Raw genomic sequence first — 592 nt, forward strand, 5'->3', positions numbered from 1 at the left:
GTCAACACCTTCTACGGCCAGGCCCAGGTGCATTTCGACCTGTCGATCACGGTCGGCCGCGGCCGCATCGTCTGCCTGCTCGGCGGCAATGCCAGCGGCAAGTCGACGACGATGAAGATCATCCTCGGCCTCGTGAAGCCGCGCGCGGGCGACGTCGTCTTCGACGGCGCCTCGCTGCTCGGGCTCACCACGCCGCAGATCGTTCGCCGCGGCATCGGCTCGGTGCCGGAGGCGCGGCGGCTGTTTTCGGACATGAGCGTCCGCGAGAACATCCTGATGGGCGCCTTCGTCCGCACCGATCGCGAGGCGGTGGCGCAGGATCTCGACAGGATGCTGACGCTGTTCCCCAAGCTCGGCCAGCGCCTGTCGCAGCGCGCCGGATCGCTCTCCGGCGGCGAGCAGCAGATGCTGTCGATGGCGCGCACGTTGCTCGGCAAGCCGTCGATCCTGTTGCTCGACGAGCCGCTCGAGGGCCTCGCGCCGGTGATCTGCGACGAACTGATGGAGCTGCTCGCCAGGCTGGTGGCGAAAGGCGAGATGACGATCGTGCTGGTCGAGCAGCAGGTCGAACGCGCGCTGGAATTCGCCAGCA

At 67.9% G+C, this 592-nt stretch carries 1 protein-coding gene; it reads left to right on the forward strand.

All coding sequences use genetic code 11. The features are described from left to right. Positions 1 to 592: ABC transporter ATP-binding protein (locus tag AACY49_RS29975; protein WP_339527837.1), on the forward strand; the 592-nt coding region annotated here is incomplete at both ends.

The sequence above is a fragment of the Pseudomonas sp. EL_65y_Pfl2_R96 genome (assembly GCF_963970905.1).
Taxonomy (GTDB): domain Bacteria; phylum Pseudomonadota; class Gammaproteobacteria; order Pseudomonadales; family Pseudomonadaceae; genus Aquipseudomonas.